This window comes from Pseudomonas sp. XWY-1 (assembly GCF_002953115.1).
GTDB classification, from domain to species: Bacteria; Pseudomonadota; Gammaproteobacteria; order Pseudomonadales; family Pseudomonadaceae; genus Aquipseudomonas; species Aquipseudomonas alloputida.
The window spans coordinates 1,506,852-1,524,102 of sequence record NZ_CP026332.1 but is presented as its reverse complement, the minus strand read 5'-3'; the positions used below and the strand labels follow the sequence as shown (position 1 = coordinate 1,524,102).

The window sequence follows — 17,251 nt, the reverse complement described above, 5'->3', positions numbered from 1 at the left end:
TCCTTGGCGGGGACAGTTTGCCACATAACCGGGGCCCGCTTTGCGGGCCCCGCGATTTCAGCGGTTGAACCTTTCCGCCAGGCTATGCAGGTACTCCGCCATGCGCTCGAGGTCCTGGCTGATTTCCGCGCCTTGCCTGGCTTGCCCGGCACTCTGGTCGCACAGCTGGGCAATTCTCACGATCTGCTGGTTGATGTCTTCAGCCACATGGCTCTGTTGCTCCGATGCCGTGGCCATCTGCTGGCTCATGCCGGTGATGCGGCTGACCGCCACGGCAATCCCGCTCAGCGCCGCCTGCACCGCCTCGACACTGTGCACACTGTCCCGGGAAATCTGCTCGCCCCGGCTGGCAGTGCTCACCGCTCGCTCCGCCCCGGCCCTCAACGAGGCAATGATATGGTGGATCTCTTCGGTCGACGCGCGGGTACGCTGCGCCAAAGACCGCACTTCATCAGCCACCACGGCGAACCCACGCCCTTGCTCACCAGCGCGCGCCGCTTCAATGGCAGCGTTAAGCGCCAGCAGGTTGGTCTGCTCGGCAATCGAAGTGATCACGTCGACCACACTACCAATCGACTGGGTCTGCTCGGCCAAGGCGTTGACTGCCTGACCAATGTCATTGACCGCATCGCTCATGCTGCCCATGGCTTGCAGGCTCTTCAGGGCCAGCTCGCTGCCTTGCTGCGCCAGTTGGTCAGCATCACCTGCCGCGTGTGCCGTGCTCTGCACGTTGTGGGTGACCTGCTGGATGGTCGCCGCCATCTGCGCGATGGCCGTGGCGGACTGGTCAGTCTCGCTACGCTGCCGGTCGAGCATCTGCGCCTGGGCATCGGACAGGTCGGAAGACTGCGCCGCCCGCGACTTTACCCCGACCCCGGCATCCACCAGCCGAGTCAGGGCCGTTTGCAGGCGGGCTTCTTCGCTGATGATGGCCAGGTCGAGCTGGCCCTTCAGGCCTGGGTTGTCGCTGTAGGTCAGCGCCACCAACGGACTGGTAAAGGCCTTGGGATGCTCAGCCAACGTGCGGCGAATGGCCTGGTTCTGCCGGTGCTCGACCCAGTACCAAGCCAGCAGCAGACTTGCCATCAGCACCCCGAGCGCCGCATAGGGGGGCAGCCAAAGGTAACCCGCAGCCGACAGCAGGCCCGCGCCGATCAGTGGCCAGCCATGGCCCAGGCCGTGCCCCAGGCGGGCAGCCCAGGGCACCGGGCTGCGGCCATCGCGCAAGCGCGCATACAGCGCCTCGGCCCGGCGGATCTGCTCACGCGTGGGCACCGAGCGCACCGACTCGTAGCCACTGATCCGGCCCTGTTCGTATATCGCCGTGACGTAGGCGCTTACCCAGTAGTAATCGCCGTTCTTCGCCCGGTTCTTGACGATGCCCATCCAGGGTTTGCCCTGCTTGATGGTTTCCCACATATGGCCAAACACCGCCGGCGGCATGTCCGGGTGGCGCACCAGATTGTGCGGCTGGCCGATCAGTTCGTCGTAGGTAAAGCCGCTGATCGCCACAAAGGCGTCGTTGCAGTAGGTGATGCGGCTGTCGAGGTCAGTCGTGGAAATAAGGCGTTGATCGCCGGGGAAGGTTCTTTCGTGCTCAGTGACGGGCAAATTCATGCGCATCTTGGGCGATCCTTGCAGGATGAAATAAGGGGAAATCATCAGCGCAAGTTGATATGTAGCAGAGCGCTATCAGGTTAGCGGCCAGCGTTTAGCGGAATTTAACCCGCTCCCGACGGAATGCATGAATGCGTCGCATCTCAGCCCACGTTGAGCTGGCTTTTCAGCAGGTCACGGAAGGTCTGGATCAACGGTTCGCGGCTGCGCCCGCGGCGAATGATCAGCGAGAACGGGGCCTGGTAACCGAAGGTCGACGGCGACAGCACGCGCAAGTCACCCTTGTCGACCCAGGCCTGGGCGTAGTGTTCAGGCAAGTAGCCGATATAGGCCCCGGAAAGGATCAGGATCAGTTGCGCCTCCATGCTTTCAACCGTCGCCGCACTGTGCTTGAAGCCATGCCGGGCCAGTTCGGCCTGGCTCCAATAACCACGGCCGACCATGCGTTGTTGGGTCACCACCTGCTCGGGAATGCGCCGCTCGGCATACAACGGGTGGCGGCTGCTGCAATACAGCCAGTGCTGTTCGCGGTACAACGGCTGGTAGAGCAGGCCGCTCATCCGCGAAGAAAACGCGCCGATGGCCAGGTCCAGGCGGTTGTCCTGCACACCCAGTTGCAGCTCGTAGGGGCTGGACACCGACAGGTGCAGGTGCACCGCCGGGTGCTCCTGGCTGTAGGCACCGATGGCTTCGGCCAGCGGCAAGGCGCGATCACCGACGGTGGAGTCGATCACCCCAAGGTTGAGGGTGCCACGCAGTTCGCCCTTCAGGGCGGCGGCATACTGCTCGAAACCGTCCAGCTCGGCCAGCAGGCGCAGGGTTTCCTGATGGAACAGCTCGCCCTTGCTGGTCAGGCTGAAGCCCCCCCGACCCCGGTGGCACAACACAATACCCAAGGCGCCCTCCAGCTGGCTCATGTAGGTACTGATGGCGGAGGTCGACAGGTTCAGCTCGCGCTGGGCGTTGGCAAAGCCCTGGTGGCGCACCACGCTGATGAAGATGCGCAGCAGTTTCAGGTCGGGCAAGGTCGAGGCCATGGTGCAACGGTTCCACAAGGGTATGTGCGCGCAGTCTAACTGCTCTACCCGCCTTTAGTTCAGAAATTCCTGAACTAAGTATTTGTCGGTAGCGATTCTTCCCCGGCACTCGCTTGAGCAGACTTGGCCGAAATGTCCCTGCCCGCCGGCAAACCACACGTGAATGGCGCGCGGCGGCACAGGTTCGAACAAACACAACAATCGACCGACTGATGAGGCCCACCGTGGACAAGACTCTCCACCAACCACTGGGCGGCAACGAAATGCCGCGTTTCGGCGGTATCGCCACCATGCTCCGCCTCCCCCACCTGCAAAGCGCGAAAGGTCTGGATGCGGCCTTCATCGGCGTCCCGCTGGATATCGGTACCTCGCTACGTTCCGGCACCCGCTTCGGCCCACGGCAGATCCGCGCCGAATCGGTGATGATCCGCCCGTACAACATGGCGACCGGTGCCGCCCCGTTCGACTCGCTGTCGGTCGCCGATATCGGCGATGTGGCAATCAACACCTTCAACCTGCTGGACGCCGTGCGCATCATCGAAGAAGCGTATGACGAAATCGTCGAGCACAACGTCATTCCCATGACCCTGGGGGGCGATCACACCATCACCCTGCCGATCCTGCGTGCGCTGCACAAGAAACACGGCAAGATCGGCCTGGTACACATCGATGCCCACGCCGACGTCAACGACCACATGTTCGGCGAGAAGATCGCCCACGGCACCACCTTCCGCCGCGCCGTGGAAGAAGGCCTGCTCGACTGTGAGCGCGTGGTGCAGATCGGCCTGCGCGCCCAGGGCTACACCGCCGATGACTTCAACTGGAGCCGTCGCCAGGGCTTCCGCGTTGTCCAGGCCGAAGAGTGCTGGCACAAGTCACTGGAGCCACTGATGGCCGAAGTGCGGGAAAAGGTCGGCGGTGGCCCGGTTTACCTGTCTTTCGACATCGATGGCATCGACCCGGCCTGGGCACCCGGTACCGGAACCCCGGAGATCGGCGGCTTGACCACCATCCAGGCGATGGAGATCATTCGCGGCTGCCACGGCCTGGACCTGATCGGCTGTGACCTTGTCGAAGTCTCCCCGCCTTACGACACCACCGGCAACACCTCGCTGCTCGGTGCCAACCTGCTGTTCGAGATGCTGTGCGTGCTACCTGGCGTGGTGCGTCGCTAATACCGCTCTACCCCGGCAGGAGCCATGAGGGAGGGCCACTGAGGCCTGCCAACACAAGAAAAGACCGCCGGGCGCCGTGCAAACGCCCGCGCGGTCGATCTCGCCATAATAAAGATAATCGGGAGACCCCCAATGGCCTTGGACATCATTGTTGTAATGATCTACACCGCTGGCATGCTAGGGCTTGGCTGGTATGGCATGCGCCGCGCGAAAACCCATGAAGACTACCTGGTAGCCGGGCGCAATCTCGGCCCGGTGCTGTACATGGGCACCATGGCCACCACCGTACTCGGTGGCGCTTCCACCGTCGGCACCGTGCGCCTGGGCTACGTCCACGGCATTTCCGGCTTCTGGCTGTGCGCAGCCCTTGGCCTGGGCATCATCGCCATCAACCTGTTCCTCGCCAAACCGCTGCTGCGCCTGCGCATCTTCACCGTGACCCAGGTACTGGAGCAACGCTACAACCCCACCGCACGCCAGGCCAGCGCCGTCATCATGCTGGCTTATGCTCTGATGATCGGGGTCACCTCGACCCTGGCCATGGCCACCGTCCTGCAGGTGCTGCTGGACCTGCCGTTCTGGGCTTCTCTGATGCTCGGCGGCGGCGTGGTAGTGCTGTACTCGACCATCGGCGGCATGTGGTCGCTGACCCTGACCGATATCGTCCAGTTCGTGATCAAGACCGTCGGCCTGATGTTCATCCTGCTGCCAGTGTGCCTGTACAAGGCCGGTGGCTGGGACACCCTGGTGGCCAAATTGCCAGCGGCCAGCTTCCAGCTGACTACCATTGGCTGGGACACCATCATCACTTACTTCCTGATCTACTTCTTCGGCATCCTCATCGGCCAGGACATCTGGCAGCGGGTGTTCACCGCCCGTGACGAAAAGGTCTGTCAGCGTGCCGGTACCGCCGCTGGTGTGTATTGCGTGCTGTATGGCCTGGCCTGCGCTGCGATCGGCATGGCTGCGCATGTGCTGATGCCCGACCTGGCCAACCCGAACAACGCTTTTGCCGAGATGATCAAGACCACCCTGCCCGATGGCATCCGTGGTCTGCTGATGGCTGCAGCCCTGGCGGCCATGATGTCCACCGCCAGCGCCGGTCTGCTGGCTGCCTCGACCACCGTGACCGAAGACCTGCTGCCCAAGCTGCGTGGCGGCAAGCAGTCGAGCCTGGGAACCAGCCGCCTGTTCACCCTGCTCACCGGCCTGGTGGTGCTGGGTATCGCGCTGGTGGTGAATGATGTAATCAACGCCCTGACCCTGGCTTATAACCTGCTGGTCGGCGGCATGCTGATCCCGCTGATCGGGGCGATCTTCTGGAAGCGTGCGACCACTGCAGGCGCGATTGCCAGCATGTCGCTGGGCTTTGCCACCGCCCTGCTGTTCATGTTCCTGGACGGGCTGGAGGCCAATACGCCGATCTACTACAGCCTGGCAGTAGGGCTGGTGAGCTTTGTGGGCGTGAGCCTGGTGTCGCGCAAGTCGGTGGCAGCGGTGAAGCTGGCCTGACTGCTGTACCGGCCCTTTCGCTTGTAGGAGCGGGCTTGCCCGCGAAAGGGCCGGTACAGGCAATAGACAATCAGCAGACACAAAAAGGCCGCTGCACCCACTCGGGTGAAGCGGCCTTTGTCGTTAATCAGCGCCGACGCGGTTGACGTTTGCGCTGCTCTTCATCAGTCGGGATCGGCACCGGCTGCAAGGGTGGTGGAATCAGCCCCAAGGCGACAGCCAAGTCATGGAGCCAGTTTGACAGTGGTTTATTCATAATGCCCCCTTGACGGGTCAGCCTCACGGCAAATCAATCCTGCGATGTTTCATACAGATCATAGCCCGATGTCCTGTATTACGCATTCCTCTGTTCCTACAGATAAGGGCGATTTTGACTCGGATCAAGCCGTGGCGGCGCATTCCGACGACTGGTTAATCGTTTCGCTTTGTTGCAGGTCGATCCATGCCTGCAGATTAGCCCCGCGCATACCTTGGCGCCACATCAGCCAGGTGACCGCCTGATCGAAAGGAGCCTGCAGCGCGTGCACCCTTACCCGATCACGCCCAGGCAGGCTGTCGAGCATCGACTGGGCCATCATCGCCACACCCGCACCCGCGATCACACAGGCCAGCATGCTCTGGTACGACTCGATCTCCATCACCCGCCCCATCGGCGTATGGGCATGGGCATACCAGGCCTCCAGGCGCATGCGGTACGAGCAGCCCTGGCGAAAGGTGAACACCGCCTTGCCCGCCACGTCCTTGGCGGTGCGTACCGCCAGGTGCTCGGGGCTGGTGATCAGTACCAGTTGCTCATCGCACAGCGGCACGCCATCCAGCCCGGCAAGGCTCGGTGGCCCGTCCACAAGAGCAGCATCCAGGGTGTGGTTCAGCAGCCCTTCAAGCAACTCGCCGCTGGGTGCAGCACGCACTTGCAGGTTCACCTGCGGGTAAGCCTGGTGATAGCGCGCCAGCAACGCCGGCAAGTGGGTCGCCGCCGTGCTGTACATGGTCCCCAGCACGAAGTCCCCAGCCGGCTGACCGCCACGCACGGCGCCCAGCGCTTCGTCGCGCAAGGCGGACATACGGTTGGCATAGTCCAGCAGCACCTTGCCTGCTGGCGACAGTTGCAGGCGCTGACGTTCGCGCAGGAACAGATCGACGCCCAGCTGCTCCTCGAGTTGGCGCAGGCGCGTGGAAAGGTTTGATGGCACCCGGTGCAGGCGCTCTGCGGCGCGGGTAACCGAGCCCTCCTCGGCCACGGCCTGGAAGATACGCAGTTGGCTGAATTCCACGGCATTCTCCAAAACAGAACAACTTGATCATCATTATTCAATTTTATTGAAAAATAAACCGCCCTAACCTGCCATCTATCGCTTACCTGCGCAGGAGACCTGTCATGTCGCCACTCATTCAACTGCTCGCCAGCGCCGTGGCGCTGATGATGGCCATGGGCATCGGCCGTTTCGCCCTCACCCCGCAACTGCCGCAACTGATTGCCGAAGGCCAGTTCGACCTGACAGTCGCCGGGCTGGTCGCGGCGGCCAATTACCTGGGCTATTTCGTGGGCGCGGTGGACGCCATGTTCGCCCGCTCGCCAGGCCAGGTACGGCGGCGCCTGCATGGGGGGCTGTGGCTGTGTGTGCTGCTGACCCTGGCCTCCTGGGCTGCCAATGGCTTCTGGGGGCACCTGCTGCTGCGCTTCGGCACAGGCGTAGCCAGCGCCTGGGTGCTGGTGATGATCACCAGCCTCAGCCAGCAAGTAGCCACTGCGCACAACCGCCAACGTCTGGGAGCGCTGGTATTCGCCGGGCCCGGCCTCGGTATCGCCGTGACCGGGCTACTGGCACTGGTTGCGCATGTGCTGGGGCTTGGCTCGGCAGCCCTGTGGCTGATCTATGCCGTGGCTGCGCTGGTGATGCTGCTGGCCGTGCGGCCGTGGTTGCCACGGGCATTGCAAGCGGCACCGACTCAGTCGCCAGTACGACCAGGCGCGACGCGCAATGTCGGCACTGGCCGCCTGGGGTTGGTGTATGGCCTGTATGGCATGGGCTATATCCTGCCAGCCACCTTTCTGTCACAGATGGCCAATCAGCAGTTTCGCGGGCAGTGGCTGGCTGACCTGTTCTGGCCGGCGTTTGGCCTGGCGGCGGCGCTGGGCGTCTTGCTGGTGAGCGTGCGCCGTGGTGGCCGCACTTCAACCTGGTTGACCGCCACCCTGTGGTTGCAAGGGCTGGGTGTGCTGGCCTGCCTGATGGGTGGGGGTATCGGGCTGGCGCTGGGTGTTGCGCTGTGTGGCGGGCCGTTCCTGGCCTGCATGCAACTGGTCATGCAACGCTCGCGCGAGTTGGCGCCACAGGCCACACAGCGCAATGCCGGGCTGCTGACCGCATGCTTTGCCTTGGGGCAGTTGAGTGGGCCGCTGCTGGCGGCGCTCAGCAGCCACTACAGCGGTGGGCTGCAACCCGCATTGATGCTGGCGGCGGGCGGGTTGGTGGTGGCTGGCGGGTTGGTCCAGTTGCCGGGTGATGCACAACAAGGAAGCGCCTGTCAGGCCAAGGTTGCATCCTGAGCCGGTACAGGCAACCCATCACCCTACCAACCGCCGCAATTGTTGTTTCACCCAAGGCTCGGCACTGACCAGGATCACACCCAACAACACCATCAACGCCCCCACCACGAAATTCGCACTGAGCGGCTCATCCAGCAGCAAAACGCCAAAGGTTACCCCAAACAATGGGGTAATGAAGGAAAACACCGCGAGGTTCGACGCCAGGTATTTGCGCAGCAACCAGAACCAGGTGAGGTAGCTGATGAACGACACCACAATCCCCTGGAACAATACACTGCCCATCGCCAGCGGCGTCAGCGACACCGCGCCGATCTGCCCGCTGAGCAGGGCGATCAGCAACAGCCCGGCAAAACCGACCGCCAGCTGATAGAACAGGGTCAAGGTCGCTGGCGCCTCCGACAACCGCGAGCAGCGCACCACCACCGTGGTCGCGCCCCAGGCCAGCCCGGCGATCACGCCAAAGGCATCACCCAGCAAGGTGCGGCCGTCCATGTGCTCGAACGAAGAGCCACCGGCAAAGGCCATGGCAATGCCGCCGAAGGCCAGCAGAATGCCCAGCCACTGCAGCAGCCGCAAGCGTTCACTGGGTAGCCGAAAATGCAGGCCCAAGGCGGTAAATACCGGCGCGGTATAGAGGAATACCGACATGTGCGCCGCCGAGGTCAGTTTCAGCCCTTCGGCAATGAACAGAAACTCCACCCCGAACAGCCCGCCCGCCACCAGCCCTGCGCGCCAGGTGCTGCCGACCTGCTCCCAGCCACCCCGCCAGCACAGCATCAGGCCTACCAGCACAGCGGCAATGCCATTGCGCAGGGCTGCCTGCATCACCGGCGCGATGTCGACGGCAGCGGTCTTGATCAGTACCTGCTGGCAGCCCCAGATCAGGCAAAGGCCCAGCATTACCTGGAAGGCAAAGGCGTCAGGGTTCTTGCGGACCGCGCTCATAAGCGGGCCTCTGGGGTGATCGTAGGCATGGGCAAGGCTCGGCAGCGTTCAGAGGCTACCGATTATCGGGTTTTGAACGCTGCACTTGCCAGCCTTAAAACGACCTCAAGCGATCTGTGCCTTCGCAGACACCCGTTCGAACGTCGTTTCGTCCAGCGCATCCTCCTGCTCATCCAGCACCTGGCGCGGGTGCTCGAAGCCGGGGATGCTGCTGTCGATCAGGCTCATCAAGCGCGAGCCGCGTTCGGTCAGGACGAAGTTTTCGCCATTGCCGCCGTCCTCTTCAGGTCGGCATTCAATGAATCCGCGCTCGAATAGCAGCTTTTCATACTCGCATGCACGGGTTTTCAGGTGATCCACGTCACCCACCGGCTCACCCTTGGCGGCCAGTGCAGCAGCATGCTGCTCGGCATAGGGGCGGGGCGTGAAGCTGTGACCGGCGCCGTTCTGCACTTCGTGCAGCAAGCGTTCGATCAGGTCCCAGTCGTAGGCGATGCTCATGGCTACGGGCTCCTGCTGTGGACGAAAGGGGTACACAGGTTGGGACCTGCCAAGGTTGCCAAGCGTTCCGAAGCGCTTAGCGCTGGCGTTGTTGCGCTTGCATGTACTGGCGCAGCAACTGATTGATGCGGGTCTGGTAGCCGCTGCCCTGCTCCTTGAACCAGGCGAGGACATCTGAGTCCAGTCGAATGGTCACCGTCTGCTTGGCGGGAACGCGCAGCTCGGCCTGGCGGAAAAAGTCCTGGTCCAGTTCAGGGATATCTGATGTGTCGATATCCTTGTCGTCCTGTCGGGCCAGGCGGCTCCAGTCAGTTCTCGATGATTTGGTCATAGTACCTGGCCTCCCGTTTGGTGGCTTTTCTTGCAGAAATGATGCGTAACACCTCACCCCGCCTCTCCGTGTACACGACGACACCTATCAGCGCCTTTAGCCATTCAAAGAACATGGGACGACCTGTATTTACAGCTGTACATACAACACCCCCTCTTTTCCTTCGAGACTAGAGCGATGTAGCGTGCTGCTCAACAGCGCTGGAGGGACACGGGAGCGTTTCAGAAACGGACTACCACCACCAAAGAAATCTTCCATCGGTCGCAAGCCCTGAACTTCCCTGCCCCCACAGCCCTCCACCGGGCATCACCACCGCCGGAGGTTGGAAGGATGAAACCGCTACTGCCCATAGCCTGTGCCACTGCCCTGCTCTGCGCCCTGCCCGCTTGGGCCTGCACACCTGAAGAAGCAACGCAGAAACGTGAGGAGCTGGCCGGGCTGGTCACTCAGTTGACCGAGCAGAACCCGCAAAAGGCCAAGGAGATCAATGATGAGCTTCAGGGGATGGATCTGGGGACGGCGAGCAAGGACTTGCCCGACAAGTGTCAGCTGATCGACCAGCGGATCAAGGAGTTGAAACAGGCAGAGAAAAAAGCGGAGTGATCGTTCGTCGCCTGCGCACGCCCTTCGCAGATGCGAGTTTGCGTCGCTTCTGCAAAGGGCCGGCGTGAGTCTTATTCAGCAGCAGGCTTGCGCTTCTTCAGCGGTGCCAGGCCGTCAGCACTGGCCAGAGGCGCGTTGGCCTTCGGCTTGGCAGTAGGCTTGCGCTTGGCTGCGGCTTTCTTGTCACCAGTCTTCTTCTCGACCTTTTTCTTCTTGCTACCGGCCGCCTTGCCCGAGGCCTTGACCTTCTTCGGCCCGTTGTAGGTGCCCTTCACTTCCTTGATGACCCGGCGCTCGAACTGCTGCTTGAGGTAGCGCTCGATGCTCGACATCAGGTTCCAGTCGTTGTGGGTGATCAGCGAGATCGCCAGGCCTTCGCCACCGGCACGGCCGGTACGGCCCACACGGTGGACGTACTCGTCACCGCTGCGTGGCATGTCGAAGTTGATCACCAGGTCCAGGCCGTCGATATCCAGGCCACGGGCTGCCACGTCGGTCGCCACCAGCACTTTGGAGCTGCCCTGCTTGAAGCGCTCGATGGCCAGCTTGCGGTCCTTCTGGTCCTTTTCGCCATGCAGCACGAAGGCCTTCACGTCCTTGGCCACCAGGTGACCGTAGATGCGGTCGGCCATGGCGCGGGTGTTGGTGAAGATGATCGCCTTGTCGAAGGTTTCGTTGGCCAGCAACCACTGCGCGATCTGCTCTTTATGCTGGTCGTGGTCGGCGGTAATGATCTGCTGGCGGGTGCCTTCAGCCAGTTGCGAGACACTGTTGAGCATCAGGTGTTCAGGGTCTTTCAGCACCTTGCCGATGATGTCGCGCAGGGCCGCGCCACCGGTGGTAGCCGAGAACAGCAAGGTCTGCTCGCGGTTTTCGCACTCTTTGCACAGGCGCTCCATGTCTTCGGCAAAGCCCATGTCGAGCATGCGGTCGGCTTCGTCCAGGATCAGGACCTGCACGTGGGACAGGTCGAGGTTGCCGGCATTGAGCTGCTCGAGCAGGCGACCCGGGGTGCCGATCAGCACGTCGGGCACCTTGCGCAGCATGGCGGCCTGTTCCTTGAAGTCTTCGCCGCCAGTCACCAGGCCCGACTTGATGTAGGTGAACTGCGAGAACAGCTGCACCTGCTTGAGGGTTTGCTGGGCCAGTTCACGGGTCGGCAGCAGGATCAACGCGCGAATCTCGACGCGCGGACCGCTGAGGTCGACCAGACGGTTGAGCAGTGGCAGTACGAAGGCCGCCGTCTTGCCGCTGCCGGTCTGCGCAGTCACACGCAGATCACGCCCTTGCAGGGCCAGGGGGATGGCCGCGGCCTGCACCGGGGTTGGCTCGACAAATTTAAGCTCGGCCACGGCTTTAAGCAGGCGTTCATGCAGGGCGAATTGGGAGAACACGGAGGTAACCTCAGACAAGTGCGGGAAATTCAGTTGCATAGGGTAACGTTTTCTGCAGCCTTAGCCGAATTTCTTTTGGCAACTTTGTCGCTATCCGCGCTCTAATACGGCTTCGTTTCGCAACAAGACTGTACGCAAGCCCATGGATATCCAACGAATCTGGCGTGACTCCCTCGACCTGTGGGGCACCCTCGACCAACATCCCATGCTGCACGCCGCCATCGGTCTGGCGGTACTGCTGCTCATCTCCCTGGTAGTCGGCCGCCTGGCGCGCTTCCTGATACTGCACGGCGCGCGCCTGCTGGCCCGCCAGCCTGCGCTGAAGTGGCTGGACGACTTGCGCCACAACAAGGTGTTCCACCGCCTGGCGCAAACAACCCCGTCCCTGGTGCTGCAATTCGGCCTGAAGCTGGTGCCTGAGCTGTCCGACACCGCCCAGCACTTCCTCGGCAATGTCGCCCTGGCCTTCACCCTGCTGTTCATGACCATGGCGCTGTCATGCCTGCTGGATGCCCTGCTCGACATCTATGCCCGTACCGAACATGCCCGCACCCGCTCGATCAAAGGCTACGTGCAACTGGCCAAGATGATGTTGTGGATCTTCGCCTCGATCATCATCGTCGCCACCCTGATCGACCGCTCGCCGCTGTTGCTGCTGTCCGGCCTGGGTGCGATGTCGGCGGTACTGCTGTTGGTGTACAAGGACACCCTGCTGTCATTCGTCGCCAGCGTGCAACTGACCAGCAACGACATGCTGCATGTTGGGGACTGGATCGAAATGCCGCAGGTGGGCGCCGATGGCGACGTGGTGGACATCACCTTGCACACGGTGAAAGTGCAGAACTTCGACAAGACCCTCGTTTCCATCCCCACCTGGCGCCTGATGAGCGAGTCATTCCGCAATTACCGCGGCATGCAGCAGTCCGGTGGCCGGCGCATCAAGCGCAGCCTGTTCATCGACGCCGCCGGCGTGCGCTTCCTCACCCGCGAAGAAGAACAGCGCCTGAGCCAGGTGCAGCTACTGAGTGACTACCTGGCGGGCAAGCGCCAGGAACTGCAAAACTGGAACGAGGCGCTGGGGCCGGTGGCGGACCTGTCGGCCAACCGCCGCAAGCTGACCAACATCGGCACCTTCCGCGCGTTTGCCCTGGCCTATCTGAAGAACCATCCCAACGTGCACCCGAACATGACCTGCATGGTGCGGCAGATGCAGACCACCGCCGAAGGCGTGCCGCTGGAGATCTACTGCTTCACCACCACCACGGTGTGGGCGGATTACGAACGGATCCAGGGGGATATCTTCGACTACCTGCTGGCGGTGTTGCCGGAGTTCGGCTTGAGCCTGTATCAGCAGCCGAGTGGCAATGACATGCGCGTGGGATTGAGCGGGCGTGTATCGCAAGAGCCTGTGCCGCGTCGGCTGGAAGACATGAGCGAGGCTTGAGATTGCCGGGGCTGCTTCGCAGCCCGTCGCCGGCAAGCCACACAGAGGTCACGCAGATCGTGAGATCTTCGTTGTACCTTTGGGTGCAACTGTCTTGCTCAAATTCTAAAAGTTGGCGCGATCCCCTGTGGGAGCGGCCTCGTGTCGCGAAAGGGCTGCAAAGCAGCCCCAGCAATTTCAACTATCGCGCATCAATCCCGGGGCCGCGTTGCGGCCCTTTCGCGACACGAGGCCGCTCCCACAGATACAGCGACAACCTCGAGATCAACGCTGCCCCCGTGGAAGCTGGCTTGCCGGCGATGGACCGCAAAGCGGCCCCAAATTGCTTGACTGACAGGCGCCTGAGGGTGGCGTTCAAGGGGTTTTCATCATGCCCAGTTCAGCATCATCCATGAGCGCCTTGGCCAAGGCACAGAGGTAGTGCGAAGCCCAGATTAGCTGGGGTTTATCTTCCATTAGGCCGTCCAGGGTCATGTCTCGCGCGTAGCCCATCAGCTCCGAAGCTTGTTCGCGGGCGCTCTGGCAGGGGATGCCGGCTTCGATACGGAACAGCGGATGGGTCTGGCTTTCACCTTGGTAGAAGGTGGTTTTGCCGACGGTGAATTTGGTTTCTTCTGTAGACATTGTTCAATCTCCCCGAAATTTTTAGTGTCTGGGCTGGCCCTATCGCCGGCAAGCCGGACTCCCACAGAGGCAGCCCCAGGCCAATCATGATGCGGATTAATGCAGCGTCTGCGGATCTGCTGGTTTTTGGACTTGAGCCAGCGCTGATTCAAGCAACTTGCGAAGGGTTTCCAGCTCGTGCATTGACGCCATCATCAATACCGAGACGGGTGATCTCGGTTGCATCAAAACCGCTTGCTGGGCAACGGCTTCGGCGCATAGCGCGTAATCCACGGCCATCAGCAGCGTGTCTTCCAGGGAGTGGAGGTTGCAGGGTGGATCGGGGACTATCTTAAGCATGGTGTAACCCTCAATTTGTGGTTGGGACTACCGCCATTCGCTGTCAAACAAAGGGTGGCAGCTGTGCACGGGTTGACAGACCGGTCAAATTGAGAAACCCGGCGCACCCGAAGGCGCCCCACGCACAGCCACCATTGAAGGCAAAGCTATGGATTGCAATTTGAGTCGGCCTGTCAAAGCCGGTCGTTGAATGGCAACGACCGGCTGAGACTAGTGGCCAACTCCTAACACCACAATGGCCGTCAGTATCTTTGGGAAATGCCCTACAAGAAAGGGGCAAATTCTGATTTTTTTAGCCCTTAGTACTCCCGGCGTCAGGGTAGTTGTCGTGTCCCCCGCTTTTTGAAAAGCATTCCGGGGGCGGCAAGAGTGTGGTCATGCCTCGCTATTCAGAAGAACGTAAAGCTGCACTGCTGAAAACGATGCTCCCGTCTCTGAGACTATCAGCAGCGAAGGTCGCCCGGCGCGAAGGTTGCAGCGATATGTCTCTCCATTATTGGCGCAAGCAAGCTGCTTTGCTGGCCGGCGTGATGCCGCCGCGCTCTTGCTGAAGCTGATTAACCCACCGACGCAGGGCCGATTCCACCAAGCCGAGCGAACGGGCCGCTTCGGCATGGCTGTAGCCTTGATCGAGCACCAGGCAGGCGGCTTCGCGCTTGAACTCAGGGGTAAAGGTACGGCGTTGCTTGGTCATCGGACACCTCTCTGTGGCGAGCATTCTCGCCTAAATGGGTGTCCGGGGTTAGTAGACCACTACAGTTTGGCCCGTCTCGCGGACGAGCTTGAGCAGCAGGTAGCTCCCCACCCCGCATCCCGGTTGAGGTTGATCATCTGGCTCACCGACTGGGTAGGTAGTCCGTCAAGGTTGGACGAAATTGAGCAGGGTTTGCCGAGCATCCCACAAAGCCTAGTTTCGGCTTACACAGCCTGGGTTCACGCCAGCGATATGCGGTAGCCCTCGCCCCATACTATTCACGTCCTTTTCACATGCGGTGTGGGAACGTTAGCTATCCCTACGTGTGATAGAAGCTCCCTTGCCCGCCTAGCAGCGGGCTTTCTTTTGCCCGCAATTACCCTCATCGCAGGGCGGCCCAATAATGCGTGATCGCTGGCATCTGTGCGCAGCGACCACCAGAGTGCTGATTTTGACGTCTATGCCACCTGCTGCACAGCAGGCCGCTGATCGGTCGCGAGTCGTCTTGCACGCCCCACACCCCAGGCCAGAGCTCGGGTCATCGACTCACCTGGTCGAGAGTCAAAGACTTCTTCGTGAAGAGCCATGCCACAGCCCGCATACACGCCGATGAACATCTGTGTCTGGCCCGTTCGGGAAAGCCTCACCTGGACATCAATCGAGGTGCCGTCATCCAGCTCCTCGCCATGGCTCCGGTGATGAAGCACAGGATCGGCCCAAGCCCAAAAAACTTCACCGCGTATACGCATGCCGCCCTCCTACGACTTTAGTCTTATAGTCCATCAACCATAGCGCGGGATGATGACGTTTCAACCCTCCAGGAGATTGGCTCTCATCATTCAGATAACCGGCAGAACGCAAGCTAGCGTGAAGACGCATGCTGACCAGTACCGACAGATTTCCCTCCCACTCTGTATTCTGCTAGCCTGAGAATGTGCGTGCGCAAAGGAGGTCGATGGATGAGTACCCATATTTTGGAAGCCTGCTTTAGAGGTGAAGAGCCAGAGCTGTTGCATTTGCCGGTGCTTACCCAAGCATTCAATGCTCTTCCAGCAATGACTCTTTACAACCTGATATCCGCAATCAGATTGCATCCTGTAGCAGCTAGGATGGCCAGCAAAATCCTTTGTGAAAAAATCTTCCAAACCAATCTGAACAATGCCGTTGATGGCATTATCGAAAAATACGCTGCACGCAGACCCTATTAACTCAGCCTAAATTTGAAAATATCGGGCCTTGCATAACAGCATAAACCTCTGCTCGCCTTCCAACCAACTCACCTCGTGCATAGGCTTCCATCGCATGGTCGATTCTTTGTTGTTCCTCAGGAAAAAACTCTAATACCCAGGCGCGGAGTTTCGGCAACAAGTTTTTGTCATAGTCCATCTGCTCCTTGAGGAAAGCTGCGTAACCATATGATGAAGCCAGTACATCGTCGGGGGCAAAAAACCTTAGCCACTTCGTCATGGAATCTACATCGCCGCCGAAATTCAATAACAGATCTAAACACCTAATGAGCTGAGCCGGAGCGTTGTAGAGCGTATAATCACGCACCGATAAGCACCCTGCACAGTGTTCAGCAGCAATATCCTCCAATTCGCCGAAGGCTTCATCATCCAACTCTTGAAAATCGCTATAACCCGCTCCATTCGCCGCAATCCGCCCCTGATCAATTGAAGCGAAACGAATTGAACCTGTAGATACCTCAACAGAAATCAGAATTACAGGTAGTGGACAGACTGAAAGATAGTTTTTTGTACTTCGCTTCAACCTAATGTTAGGCGAGTGCTTTCGTGAGCTTTTGATCTGAACCTTGAAAATTATCCCCGTTGCACTCCCATCAGCATCGAAAATCTCAACCTCTCCGTCTATTCCGTAGTCTTTATCTTTCTCCAGCCTTCGATAAAGCCAGCCTTTATCAGCAAAAGCATTTTCAACTAATACTTCACCTTGGCTGCCTACTCGATGGGAGATCGTGCGTTTTGGCATTTCTACGGACATTACGTGACCTTGATGCTCGATAATCCGACAAGCTCAATACCAGCCGAAAATTAACTGGTAAACGAGATATTTTGGAAATGCTTAGCAGAGAGTCACGAAGTCTAAATTTGGGTGCTACCTCTAAACGCCAGACTCAATGACATCAAGCTCACATTGGCATTTCCAGCCTTTAACAAAACCTGAATATCTTAATTGACACCCTCTATTTAACCCAACTCAACTCTAATCATCTTTATCCCTATGAAACATATTGAGACTATCGTTGAAAATATTGTGAATCTCAGGCTCATCCATGATGTTAGTCTTGGGGCTACGTTTTGAATCAGGATCTGAAAAAAATTAAAGAACATGACCATTGGTATACTCGCCGCGACCACCAAAACAAATGAGAGTGCAAAGATCACTCCACCAAAGGCTTTGCGGCAGTATGCGGCGAAGAAAGCACTTGCGATAGCGAGAGCTACCACCCCAATACCCTTTCCT

At 60.0% G+C, this 17,251-nt stretch carries 18 protein-coding genes and 3 pseudogenes; 7 read left to right on the top strand and 14 right to left on the bottom strand.

Annotation, left to right across the window (positions count from 1 at the left end; translation table 11 throughout):
* Positions 1 to 57: 57 nt before the first annotated feature.
* Entirely contained in the window at positions 58 to 1,623 is a 1,566-nt protein-coding gene (locus PRJ_RS07290; RefSeq protein WP_104961016.1) for a PAS domain-containing methyl-accepting chemotaxis protein, read from the bottom strand.
* Between the two features lie 137 nt (positions 1,624 to 1,760).
* A complete protein-coding gene (locus PRJ_RS07285; protein ID WP_003254585.1) occupies positions 1,761 to 2,654 on the bottom strand; it encodes a LysR family transcriptional regulator in 894 nt (297 codons plus the stop codon).
* Positions 2,655 to 2,878: 224 nt separating this feature from the next.
* Between PRJ_RS07285 and speB the strand changes: the two genes are divergently transcribed.
* Positions 2,879 to 3,829, top strand: coding sequence for an agmatinase (speB, locus tag PRJ_RS07280; protein ID WP_029615437.1), 951 nt, complete (start codon positions 2,879 to 2,881; stop codon positions 3,827 to 3,829).
* Between the two features lie 132 nt (positions 3,830 to 3,961).
* Positions 3,962 to 5,341: a sodium:solute symporter gene (locus PRJ_RS07275; RefSeq protein WP_020191244.1), complete on the top strand. Its 1,380-nt coding sequence runs from the start codon at positions 3,962 to 3,964 to the stop codon at positions 5,339 to 5,341.
* 127 nt (positions 5,342 to 5,468) lie between these two features.
* Here the strand turns inward: PRJ_RS07275 and PRJ_RS30300 are convergent, their stop codons facing one another.
* Positions 5,469 to 5,597 (bottom strand): PA1414 family protein, encoded by a 129-nt coding sequence (locus tag PRJ_RS30300; RefSeq protein ID WP_009683677.1) that lies wholly within the window; start codon positions 5,595 to 5,597, stop codon positions 5,469 to 5,471.
* 124 nt (positions 5,598 to 5,721) lie between these two features.
* Entirely contained in the window at positions 5,722 to 6,615 is an 894-nt protein-coding gene (locus PRJ_RS07270; RefSeq protein ID WP_104961015.1) for a LysR family transcriptional regulator, read from the bottom strand.
* 104 nt (positions 6,616 to 6,719) lie between these two features.
* Here PRJ_RS07270 and PRJ_RS07265 point away from each other — a divergent pair, with 104 nt between their 5' ends.
* Positions 6,720 to 7,892: an MFS transporter gene (locus PRJ_RS07265; protein ID WP_104961014.1), complete on the top strand. Its 1,173-nt coding sequence runs from the start codon at positions 6,720 to 6,722 to the stop codon at positions 7,890 to 7,892.
* An 18-nt stretch (positions 7,893 to 7,910) separates the two neighbouring features.
* Here the strand turns inward: PRJ_RS07265 and PRJ_RS07260 are convergent, their stop codons facing one another.
* From PRJ_RS07260 to PRJ_RS07245, 4 genes and pseudogenes are all read right to left on the bottom strand, one after another.
* The gene (locus tag PRJ_RS07260) at positions 7,911 to 8,837 is read right to left on the bottom strand and encodes a DMT family transporter (RefSeq protein WP_010955209.1); all 927 of its coding nucleotides are present in this window, start codon (positions 8,835 to 8,837) and stop codon (positions 7,911 to 7,913) included.
* A gap of 105 nt (positions 8,838 to 8,942) precedes the next feature.
* A complete protein-coding gene (locus PRJ_RS07255; RefSeq protein ID WP_014590069.1) occupies positions 8,943 to 9,338 on the bottom strand; it encodes a hypothetical protein in 396 nt (131 codons plus the stop codon).
* 76 nt (positions 9,339 to 9,414) lie between these two features.
* The gene (locus PRJ_RS07250) at positions 9,415 to 9,669 is read right to left on the bottom strand and encodes a BrnA antitoxin family protein (protein ID WP_004576871.1); all 255 of its coding nucleotides are present in this window, start codon (positions 9,667 to 9,669) and stop codon (positions 9,415 to 9,417) included.
* Positions 9,647 to 9,772 (bottom strand): annotated as a pseudogene (locus PRJ_RS07245) (BrnT family toxin); the annotation flags it as partial. The pseudogene PRJ_RS07245 and the gene PRJ_RS07250, both read right to left, overlap by 23 nt.
* 227 nt (positions 9,773 to 9,999) lie before the next feature.
* On the opposite strand from PRJ_RS07245, the gene PRJ_RS07240 reads away from it, so the two are divergent.
* Positions 10,000 to 10,272 carry a hypothetical protein gene (locus tag PRJ_RS07240; RefSeq protein ID WP_012051554.1) on the top strand — a complete coding sequence of 91 codons (273 nt, stop codon included), beginning with the start codon at positions 10,000 to 10,002 and terminating at the stop codon, positions 10,270 to 10,272.
* 71 nt (positions 10,273 to 10,343) lie between these two features.
* Here PRJ_RS07240 and PRJ_RS07235 read toward each other — a convergent pair whose 3' ends face one another.
* On the bottom strand, positions 10,344 to 11,705 hold the full coding sequence (locus PRJ_RS07235; RefSeq protein ID WP_012051553.1) for a DEAD/DEAH box helicase: 1,362 nt from the start codon (positions 11,703 to 11,705) through the stop codon (positions 10,344 to 10,346).
* A 103-nt stretch (positions 11,706 to 11,808) separates the two neighbouring features.
* Here PRJ_RS07235 and PRJ_RS07230 point away from each other — a divergent pair, with 103 nt between their 5' ends.
* The gene (locus PRJ_RS07230) at positions 11,809 to 13,110 is read left to right on the top strand and encodes a mechanosensitive ion channel family protein (protein WP_104961013.1); all 1,302 of its coding nucleotides are present in this window, start codon (positions 11,809 to 11,811) and stop codon (positions 13,108 to 13,110) included.
* A 354-nt stretch (positions 13,111 to 13,464) separates the two neighbouring features.
* On the opposite strand, the gene PRJ_RS07220 is transcribed toward PRJ_RS07230, so the two are convergent.
* Both PRJ_RS07220 and PRJ_RS07215 read right to left on the bottom strand, forming a co-directional pair.
* A complete protein-coding gene (locus PRJ_RS07220; RefSeq protein ID WP_012051551.1) occupies positions 13,465 to 13,734 on the bottom strand; it encodes a DUF3077 domain-containing protein in 270 nt (89 codons plus the stop codon).
* 96 nt (positions 13,735 to 13,830) lie between these two features.
* The gene (locus tag PRJ_RS07215; protein WP_012051550.1) at positions 13,831 to 14,073 is read right to left on the bottom strand and encodes a hypothetical protein; all 243 of its coding nucleotides are present in this window, start codon (positions 14,071 to 14,073) and stop codon (positions 13,831 to 13,833) included.
* A gap of 377 nt (positions 14,074 to 14,450) precedes the next feature.
* Between PRJ_RS07215 and PRJ_RS29805 the strand changes: the two are divergent.
* Positions 14,451 to 14,609, top strand: a pseudogene (locus PRJ_RS29805) (transposase); the annotation flags it as partial.
* Here PRJ_RS29805 and PRJ_RS07210 read toward each other — a convergent pair.
* Positions 14,585 to 14,767, bottom strand: a pseudogene (locus tag PRJ_RS07210) (transposase); the annotation flags it as partial. The pseudogenes PRJ_RS29805 and PRJ_RS07210 sit on opposite strands and share 25 nt — an antisense overlap.
* A 458-nt stretch (positions 14,768 to 15,225) precedes the next feature.
* Positions 15,226 to 15,516: a hypothetical protein gene (locus PRJ_RS30295; RefSeq protein WP_012051547.1), complete on the bottom strand. Its 291-nt coding sequence runs from the start codon at positions 15,514 to 15,516 to the stop codon at positions 15,226 to 15,228.
* 210 nt (positions 15,517 to 15,726) lie between these two features.
* Here PRJ_RS30295 and PRJ_RS07195 point away from each other — a divergent pair, with 210 nt between their 5' ends.
* Positions 15,727 to 15,975: a hypothetical protein gene (locus tag PRJ_RS07195; RefSeq protein ID WP_104961011.1), complete on the top strand. Its 249-nt coding sequence runs from the start codon at positions 15,727 to 15,729 to the stop codon at positions 15,973 to 15,975.
* Position 15,976: 1 nt separating this feature from the next.
* On the opposite strand, the gene PRJ_RS07190 is transcribed toward PRJ_RS07195, so the two are convergent.
* Entirely contained in the window at positions 15,977 to 16,768 is a 792-nt protein-coding gene (locus PRJ_RS07190; RefSeq protein WP_012051546.1) for a DUF4365 domain-containing protein, read from the bottom strand.
* Positions 16,769 to 17,251 lie beyond the last annotated feature (483 nt).

What these genes read in the sequence shown, in the direction of transcription:
- PRJ_RS07215 (WP_012051550.1), bottom strand. Translation starts at nt 14,073, where the DNA reads ATGCTTAAGATAGTCCCCGATCCACCCTGCAACCTCCACTCCCTGGAA.
- PRJ_RS07240 (WP_012051554.1), top strand. Translation starts at nt 10,000, where the DNA reads ATGAAACCGCTACTGCCCATAGCCTGTGCCACTGCCCTGCTCTGCGCC.
- PRJ_RS07230 (WP_104961013.1), top strand. Translation starts at nt 11,809, where the DNA reads ATGGATATCCAACGAATCTGGCGTGACTCCCTCGACCTGTGGGGCACC.
- PRJ_RS07255 (WP_014590069.1), bottom strand. Translation starts at nt 9,338, where the DNA reads ATGAGCATCGCCTACGACTGGGACCTGATCGAACGCTTGCTGCACGAA.
- PRJ_RS07275 (WP_020191244.1), top strand. Translation starts at nt 3,962, where the DNA reads ATGGCCTTGGACATCATTGTTGTAATGATCTACACCGCTGGCATGCTA.
- PRJ_RS07190 (WP_012051546.1), bottom strand. Translation starts at nt 16,768, where the DNA reads ATGTCCGTAGAAATGCCAAAACGCACGATCTCCCATCGAGTAGGCAGC.
- PRJ_RS07220 (WP_012051551.1), bottom strand. Translation starts at nt 13,734, where the DNA reads ATGTCTACAGAAGAAACCAAATTCACCGTCGGCAAAACCACCTTCTAC.
- PRJ_RS07265 (WP_104961014.1), top strand. Translation starts at nt 6,720, where the DNA reads ATGTCGCCACTCATTCAACTGCTCGCCAGCGCCGTGGCGCTGATGATG.
- PRJ_RS30295 (WP_012051547.1), bottom strand. Translation starts at nt 15,516, where the DNA reads ATGCGTATACGCGGTGAAGTTTTTTGGGCTTGGGCCGATCCTGTGCTT.
- PRJ_RS07235 (WP_012051553.1), bottom strand. Translation starts at nt 11,705, where the DNA reads ATGCAACTGAATTTCCCGCACTTGTCTGAGGTTACCTCCGTGTTCTCC.
- PRJ_RS07250 (WP_004576871.1), bottom strand. Translation starts at nt 9,669, where the DNA reads ATGACCAAATCATCGAGAACTGACTGGAGCCGCCTGGCCCGACAGGAC.
- PRJ_RS07290 (WP_104961016.1), bottom strand. Translation starts at nt 1,623, where the DNA reads ATGCGCATGAATTTGCCCGTCACTGAGCACGAAAGAACCTTCCCCGGC.
- PRJ_RS30300 (WP_009683677.1), bottom strand. Translation starts at nt 5,597, where the DNA reads ATGAATAAACCACTGTCAAACTGGCTCCATGACTTGGCTGTCGCCTTG.
- PRJ_RS07285 (WP_003254585.1), bottom strand. Translation starts at nt 2,654, where the DNA reads ATGGCCTCGACCTTGCCCGACCTGAAACTGCTGCGCATCTTCATCAGC.
- PRJ_RS07195 (WP_104961011.1), top strand. Translation starts at nt 15,727, where the DNA reads ATGAGTACCCATATTTTGGAAGCCTGCTTTAGAGGTGAAGAGCCAGAG.
- PRJ_RS07260 (WP_010955209.1), bottom strand. Translation starts at nt 8,837, where the DNA reads ATGAGCGCGGTCCGCAAGAACCCTGACGCCTTTGCCTTCCAGGTAATG.